The organism is Helicobacter cetorum, from assembly GCF_900198405.1.
Taxonomy (GTDB): domain Bacteria; phylum Campylobacterota; class Campylobacteria; order Campylobacterales; family Helicobacteraceae; genus Helicobacter; species Helicobacter cetorum_C.
Genome location: NZ_FZMR01000001.1, coordinates 104,529 through 111,458, shown reverse-complemented (window position 1 = coordinate 111,458; position 6,930 = coordinate 104,529). Strand labels below are relative to the sequence as shown.

The following is a 6,930-nucleotide window of genomic DNA, read 5'->3' as shown; positions in this document are numbered from 1 at the left end:
ACTTAATCCCCCTCCGTTTTGATTTAAATCAGACAATGTCTAAAATTATTTATTTGTTGACATAAATCACTCCCTTTCTTGCTCCTCTGCTACTTCTTGACCTTCTATATGCAAAATAGGTGTGATAATGTCGTATAAATCATCGCCTCGTTTTTTAAGAGATTTTTCGTCCCATTTTCTATAGTTTCTATATAAATCTTTAGTGATGTCATAGCAACTAATCACTTTGTTTGTGTCTTTTCCACCATAGATTTGTCTTTTTTCATCAAAATCCATATTTAAAGCTTGTGCATTCTTTTTACGCTTTAAAAGGGTTAAGTTTGCAAGAGCATTAGTCCATACTTCTTTTTTCTCTTTGCCAAAATCTGTATTCCATTGACTTCCCCTTTTTGGTTTTTGAGGTAAGATGTGTTCTACTTGTGTTTCTGCATCCATTGCAATAAAATTAGGTCTTTCTTCATCTACCATAAAATAATTTGCCAAAGCTAAAATAGGACGCACCCATTTATTAGAATAAACATAAGAGCTATCCCATAAATTATAGTGATAGTGATTGAAAGTATTATGAGATTCTATATTATCCAATATGAGTTGTTGTATGGTTTTAATACTTTTATTGCTTTTAATATTTTTTATAATATTAAGGCTAGTTTGTTTGATGCGTGAAATGGTGCCTCCAGCAATCCAAGTTTGATAATAATAAGATACTAAAAGCTTTTTTAAAGCATCAAAATCAGCGTATTTATTATAAATAGCTGTTGTTAAAATACTAGCCCAATATCTAGATGGAAGGTATCTCAATAAGTAAATATATCTGTCTTGTTTTTGCAATAATTTAATATAAGCATTCATAAACTCACTAATGTCATAAATGAATTTGCAAGCATCAGTTTTGCTCTCTTTAAAAGCTTTAATCAAGCCTTTGTCCGCCCTTATTTTAGAAGAAATAGGGTTAGTGTATTCTAAATACATATTAAAAAAATCTTCTAAAATAATATCTATGCCTTCCACACTCTTGCAAGACTCAACTAATTTATCCCAAGTATTTATAAATTCTTTACGCTTTTCTTCATCTTGCTTAATCTCTTGCATTAAATTAGATTTTAAAATATCAATAGGACTTAATGGCTGACCTCTATCATTCAGCACTTGAAAGATTTGCATCGCACTATCTTGCTCAAAACAAATGATTCTAGTTACAACAATATGCTCATAAAACCAGATAACAAAATCATCAATATTGTCTATCGCACCATTTTTGATACTTTCATTCAGTAGCTCTTTAAAATAATAAGCGTTGCGTAAATAAGTGTTTTCTTTAAATTTTTTATTTAACTCACTCATTTTAATGTTGTCTTCAAACTCCAAATTATCTAATACTGTGTTTTTAAAAATGCCATTATAATTTTGAGCAGTCAAAAATTTTAAACGCTCTTTTGTTTTATCGTGTCTATCATAGATACTCTCTTCAATATAAGATTTAGATTTTGGCTCTAACCTATTTTTATAAAGCCTTAAAATCGTGCAAGCTAGAATGATAAAACTTGTTAAGCGTTGTTGTCCATCCACAACATCCCATCTTTTATCTTTTTTATTTTCAGCAATCACAATAGAGCCACAAAAATACTCATCTTCTCTATTATCTGTATAACTACCTACTAAGTCATCAATTAAAGCCCCTAAATGCTCTTTATCCCATACATAAGGTCTTTGATAATCTGGAATTTGATAAAAAAATTCACTATCTAATAAAACTTGATAAAGTTTTTTTAACTCTACTTCTACCTTTGCCATTTCTAGCTCCTTTTGGAATTTAATTTTGTAAGCCCCACTTAATAAAATGGGGCTTATTAAACTAAATGTTTAAAAGCGATTGAACTTATAAGCGAAGAAAAAACAAGCAACTTTTGAAAAACCAAAAGTTAAGAAAAATAGGGGTTTTAAGCGGATTTTTGTGAAAATTATGGTAGCGTTGTTTGAATGTTTGAATGTTTGAATACCACATTTTTTTGCTCCTTTGAAACCATAGCCATACAGCTATAAATCACCAACTAAACAATGAAACTAAATTTTGTGGTCAAGGCGGATTATAATTTATAAAAATTAACCATTAGCCAACAGATTAAAAGAATGCTTTTAGCTTGATATTGAGAAAAATAAAAGTTGATTCTGTTTTTTGATATGCCCTTTTTTCAATAAGGACTATATAGCGGGATATTATTCAAGCGCATTGAATGATTTGGCAAACCTCTAATGCCTCGCACACTATAATTAAAATTTGTGCCTGTGCCTAAAGTGTCATAGACTTGGATTCCGGGAATATTTTGCAAACTCTCAGGGATATTTTGATTGGCGTTCTTTTTAAGCGATTTGTTAGAAATCACACTGCGTGATCCAGCATGGTTTTTGACCTTTTTACTACGCCATGAAGTGGGAGCGTTATTAGGACTTTTATCCTTTTTGGCACTCAAAGCACTAAAGAAACCTAATCCTACCAAAAATACTAATAATAATCTTAAGGCTTTCATTGTAAAATCCTTTATTATTTTTTAACAATATAGCAAAATTTAAGCTAATTGACTTGTTTACTTTTATCAGCTACTATTTCAAAACATTTAGCCTTTATATAGTTTTTGTTAAATTTTTGACGGTTACAGAAACACACAAACACTCTTTTTAGAACCTTGTTTGACGGTTACAGAAACACACAAAAATCCATTTCTACATTTTATTGTTGTTAAAACTACAATAAGACTGAATGATATTTTTTTATGTTTTAAGGAGTTTTTTATGTGCAACACTTGCAATTGCAATAACGAAAGAGTGCCTTTTAAAGGTTTCGCAGTAGATAGTAAAGATGGAAAGTTCCACGAGTGGGAGCATTCTCGCCACGCAATGGGTGAGTATGACATTATTGTTGACACACATTTCTCAGGTATTTGCCATACTGATATTCACTTCGCTCATAGTGATTGGCTACCCGGAATTTATCCAATGGTTCCCGGACATGAAATCGCTGGCGTAGTAACTGCGGTTGGTTCTAAGGTAACTAAGTTTAAAGTGGGCGATCATGCTGGTGTGGGTTGTATGGTAAATTCATGCCAAGAGTGCCATACTTGTAAGCATGACCACCAAGAGCAATGGTGCGAAAATGGCAAAACCGTTTATACTTATAGCTGGGAAGATAGTTTCCATAATAATGAGCCTACTTATGGTGGATATTCTAATAACATCGTGGTAAGTGAAAACTTTGCGATTCAAATCCCTAAAGAAGCTCCATTAGATAAAGCAGCGCCTTTACTTTGTGCAGGGATTACTGTGTATTCACCTTTGAAATTCTCTAAAGTTGGCAAAGGTTCTAAAGTAGGTATCGCTGGCTTTGGTGGTTTAGGTCATATGGCTTTAAAATATGCTAAAGCTATGGGTGCAGAAGTGAGCGTATTTGCAAGAAATGATAAGAAAAAGCAAATGGCAATGGATATGGGCGCAACTTATTTCTATACAAGTGTAGAAGATTGCAAAGAAAAATTTGATTTAATCATTTCTAGCATTCCTACACAATATGATTTATTAGCTTATACTAAGCTATTAAAATATGGCGGTGAAGTAGCCATTGTTGGTATCCCACCAAAAGACCCACAAAGAAACTTAGACTTTGGTGATTTAGTATTATTCTCTGGTAACCACAAAGTTTATGGCTCTTGGATTGGTGGTGTAGCAGAGACTCAAGAAATGATGGATTTCTCTGTTAAACATGGTATTTATCCTGAAATTGAATTAGTAACCGGTCAAGAAATTGATGCGACTTGGGATAAGCTTTTGAATGGTCAAGGCAATTTCCGCTATGTCATTGATATGAAAAAATCTATGGAAAACTTTAAGAAGTAAGGTTTTTTGTAGTATAATACACTCATTCTCCACAACAAAGGCTCTTTTTTAAAGAGTCTTTGTGCTTTTGGTAAGGAATATTAAAATGTTACGCTTATTCCAAACAAAGATTAAAAACTTTAATTGGATTAGTTTACTTCTAATAACCCTAAAATATTAAAATCTCTACAGCACTACTAAAACATTTTAGCATGAAACAAAGAGCGTTGGTATTTCTTGGCGTATTGATAGGCATTTATTTCACTTATTTTAGCATTCATGTCTTGCATCTATTTGCTGTCATTTCTTCTTGCTTAGCAGGCATTTTTTCTTTGCTCCCATTTTTTAAAAAATTAGGCTTAAAGGCTGAATTTAGCGTGGCTATCTATTGTGGTTCTTTCGCTGGAATGGGGCATGTGCTAAACGCTTATGAACTTCTACTCACAGCTATTTTAGTATGGCTACTCATGATGCTTTTTGCTAATTTTTTTAAAGGCTTTGGGGGCAAGCTTGGGCTTATTGCTTATGCGGGTTCTGTGATTACAGAGTTTATCATTCTAGTCTTTGGAGGTCAAAACATTCATAATTTATCGCCTATTAAATTGCTCTTTCATTTTGATCCTTTATCTGATTTTTATTCCATAATAAGCGTTATTATTGCAAGCACACTAGGATTTTATACAAGCGTATTCTTCCACCATTATTTGAAAAAGGGCGCTATCTTTTCTTCTGCTTTCCCATCTTTAGTAATAGGGCTTTTAGAATACTTTCCTATCGCTCACATTTCACTATTCACAACAACCTTTTTTAGCGCCTCTTTTGCTGGAATGCTCGCCCAAGACCTAATGCCAAAGCGTCTTTTTATCATGCTTGTTATAGTGCATTTTTTAACAAGCATTTTAGTTAAAAACAATCTAGGAGAATATGGCGGAGCCTTAGGAGCTATCGCATTTTTCTCAGTGTTTATTGTTTTACAAATATATTTTATCGCTCTTTATTCAAAACAGCTATTCTATAGAACTTAAGAGTTCGTTGACCTCCTTTTTAATCGCCTCTTCATTTTTATTAAAAGTGCTTTTCTCTATTCTTTCATCCCTATCCTCGCTCCCTTCAAATGACAGCCAATTAAAACTCCCCACTATCATCCACTCTCTATCTCTAATAATTATCTTAGCGTGATTAGGCGTGTCATTTTTTATAAATTTTTAAATTAGAATATTGATTTTTTAAAACTTCTAGGGCTTGTTTTGATTCTTCATCTATATCAGGTTTCTTATTGTTTTTATTATTTTCCATACCATAAAAAATCATTATTTTTACTCCATTCTTATATTTATTATAATAATCTTTTACTGTTTTATCTAAAAGAGGTGTTATGGCAAAAATTGAGAGCGGAGATTTTACCCTAAAAAAAATTTTGGTTACACAAGGTGATTCCTATTATCAAATCCCTAACTACCAACGCCCCTATCAATGGGACGAAGAACAGTGCGAACAGCTTTTAGAAGATTTGTTCTTAAGCTACGAAACAGACAAAGAAAGTGATTATTTTTGTGGCTCATTAGTCTTAATTCGCAACAGCGACAATGCCAATGTTTATGATATTGTAGATGGACAACAACGATTAAGCACTTTTATTTTATTGGCCAAAGTTCTCTTGTGTCTTTATAATGCGGATTTGAACGACGAAAATAAAGAATATTTGCAAGAAAGCCTAAACGATAGACATGGAGCAAAAAAAGAGCGCTTAAGCTTTTCTTTGGGCTTTAATTCCAAAGAAGATTTTCATGATGCCTTAAAGCAAATTGATAACACAGAAATAAACGATTACAAGAATAATCCATACTTAAGAAATGCCATTTTCTTAAAAAACTATCTTTCAGAGCAAGAAATCAAGGATATTAATAATTTTGTTGCTTGGCTTTACAATAAGGTTGTGTTTATTAAGATAGATTGCCCAAATACTGATATGGCATTGAAAATTTTCAATATTTTAAATGCTAGGGGCTTACCCTTAAGTGCATTAGACATTTTTAAAGCAGAGTTGTTAAGACAAACTAAAGAAGACGAACAACAAGAGTTTGTTTTTAAATGGAATAGACTTTATCAAAAATGCTCGGAAAATGATTTGGAAATAGAAAAATTGTTCAGCTTGTATCTTATGTATCTAAACCCCGTAACTTCTAGAGAAAAGATGGATAAAAGATTGGCCACTTGGTTTAATAAGCTCAATAAAACCCCCTTAGAATATCTCGGTGGCGTAGAAAAGTTTTTAAATGCTTATTTGGATATTTTAGAAATGCAAGACAAATATATCTATTTGCTTTCTTATGTTGTTGCCAATTCTTGGCATGTCATCTTATGTGCTTGTCTATTACACCATGAGAAACAACTAGATGAACTCAAAGAGCTATTAGTCAAGCTCTACTACCAAGATTGGATTGCAGGAAGGACAAAAACTAAAAGCGAACAGACTTGTTGCAATATCATCAAGGCTTTAAAAAATACCAAAGACTTGTCTGAAATTAAAAATATCGTTATAGAATATCTAAATAGCAATAAAGTAACCCAACATTTCAAAGAAAATTTAAAAGACCCTAAATTATACGAAAAGCTCCACGATAGAAAGAACTCATGGCTTAAGCCGGTTTTAATCTTAGTGGAATATTTTATCAGCGATAACCCTAACCCTAATTATATTAAAATGAATAGCGAATTACACATTGAGCATGTTTTGCCCCAAAACCCTAAACCATTAAGCCAGTGGATTATAGACTTTAATGAGACAGACAGAGAACGCTACACGCATTCTTTAGCTAATCTCACACTTTTAAGGAGCAAGAAAAATAAAGAAGTCTTAAACCGAGACTTTAAAGAGAAAAAAGAAATTTATAGGGGAAAGACTATCACGCTAAACAACAAGAAAACTTTTAGTGTGATGACTTGCTATGATATTGCAAGATATGATGTGTGTGGCTATGAAGAATGGACGCCTAAAACCATACAAGAAAGAGAGAGAAAACTCATCAATATAATTGAAAGCGTGCTAAAGTTCTAATTAAA

Annotated in this window: 6 protein-coding genes; 3 read left to right on the top strand and 3 right to left on the bottom strand. The window is 32.4% G+C overall.

Translation table 11 applies throughout. The annotated features are described in order from the left end of the window. Window positions 1-66 precede the first annotated feature (66 nt). Window positions 67-1,794, bottom strand: coding sequence for a DUF262 domain-containing protein (locus C6H25_RS00525; protein ID WP_104747535.1), 1,728 nt, complete (start codon window positions 1,792-1,794; stop codon window positions 67-69). A 398-nt stretch (window positions 1,795-2,192) separates the two neighbouring features. Next, on the bottom strand, window positions 2,193-2,528 hold the full coding sequence (locus tag C6H25_RS00520; protein ID WP_104747534.1) for a TonB-dependent receptor plug domain-containing protein: 336 nt from the start codon (window positions 2,526-2,528) through the stop codon (window positions 2,193-2,195). Between the two features lie 262 nt (window positions 2,529-2,790). Between C6H25_RS00520 and C6H25_RS00515 the strand changes: the two genes are divergently transcribed. Both C6H25_RS00515 and C6H25_RS00510 read left to right on the top strand, forming a co-directional pair. Further along, on the top strand, window positions 2,791-3,888 hold the full coding sequence (locus C6H25_RS00515; RefSeq protein ID WP_104747533.1) for an NAD(P)-dependent alcohol dehydrogenase: 1,098 nt from the start codon (window positions 2,791-2,793) through the stop codon (window positions 3,886-3,888). 191 nt (window positions 3,889-4,079) lie between these two features. Further along, a complete protein-coding gene (locus C6H25_RS00510; protein WP_104747532.1) occupies window positions 4,080-4,892 on the top strand; it encodes a hypothetical protein in 813 nt (270 codons plus the stop codon). A 163-nt stretch (window positions 4,893-5,055) separates the two neighbouring features. On the opposite strand, the gene C6H25_RS08925 is transcribed toward C6H25_RS00510, so the two are convergent. Then, complete coding sequence (locus C6H25_RS08925) at window positions 5,056-5,178, bottom strand: hypothetical protein (RefSeq protein ID WP_267891804.1); 123 nt, start codon at window positions 5,176-5,178, stop codon at window positions 5,056-5,058. 64 nt (window positions 5,179-5,242) lie between these two features. Between C6H25_RS08925 and C6H25_RS00505 the strand changes: the two genes are divergently transcribed. After that, the gene (locus C6H25_RS00505) at window positions 5,243-6,925 is read left to right on the top strand and encodes a DUF262 domain-containing protein (RefSeq protein WP_104747531.1); all 1,683 of its coding nucleotides are present in this window, start codon (window positions 5,243-5,245) and stop codon (window positions 6,923-6,925) included. The last annotated feature ends 5 nt before the right edge of the window (window positions 6,926-6,930 follow it).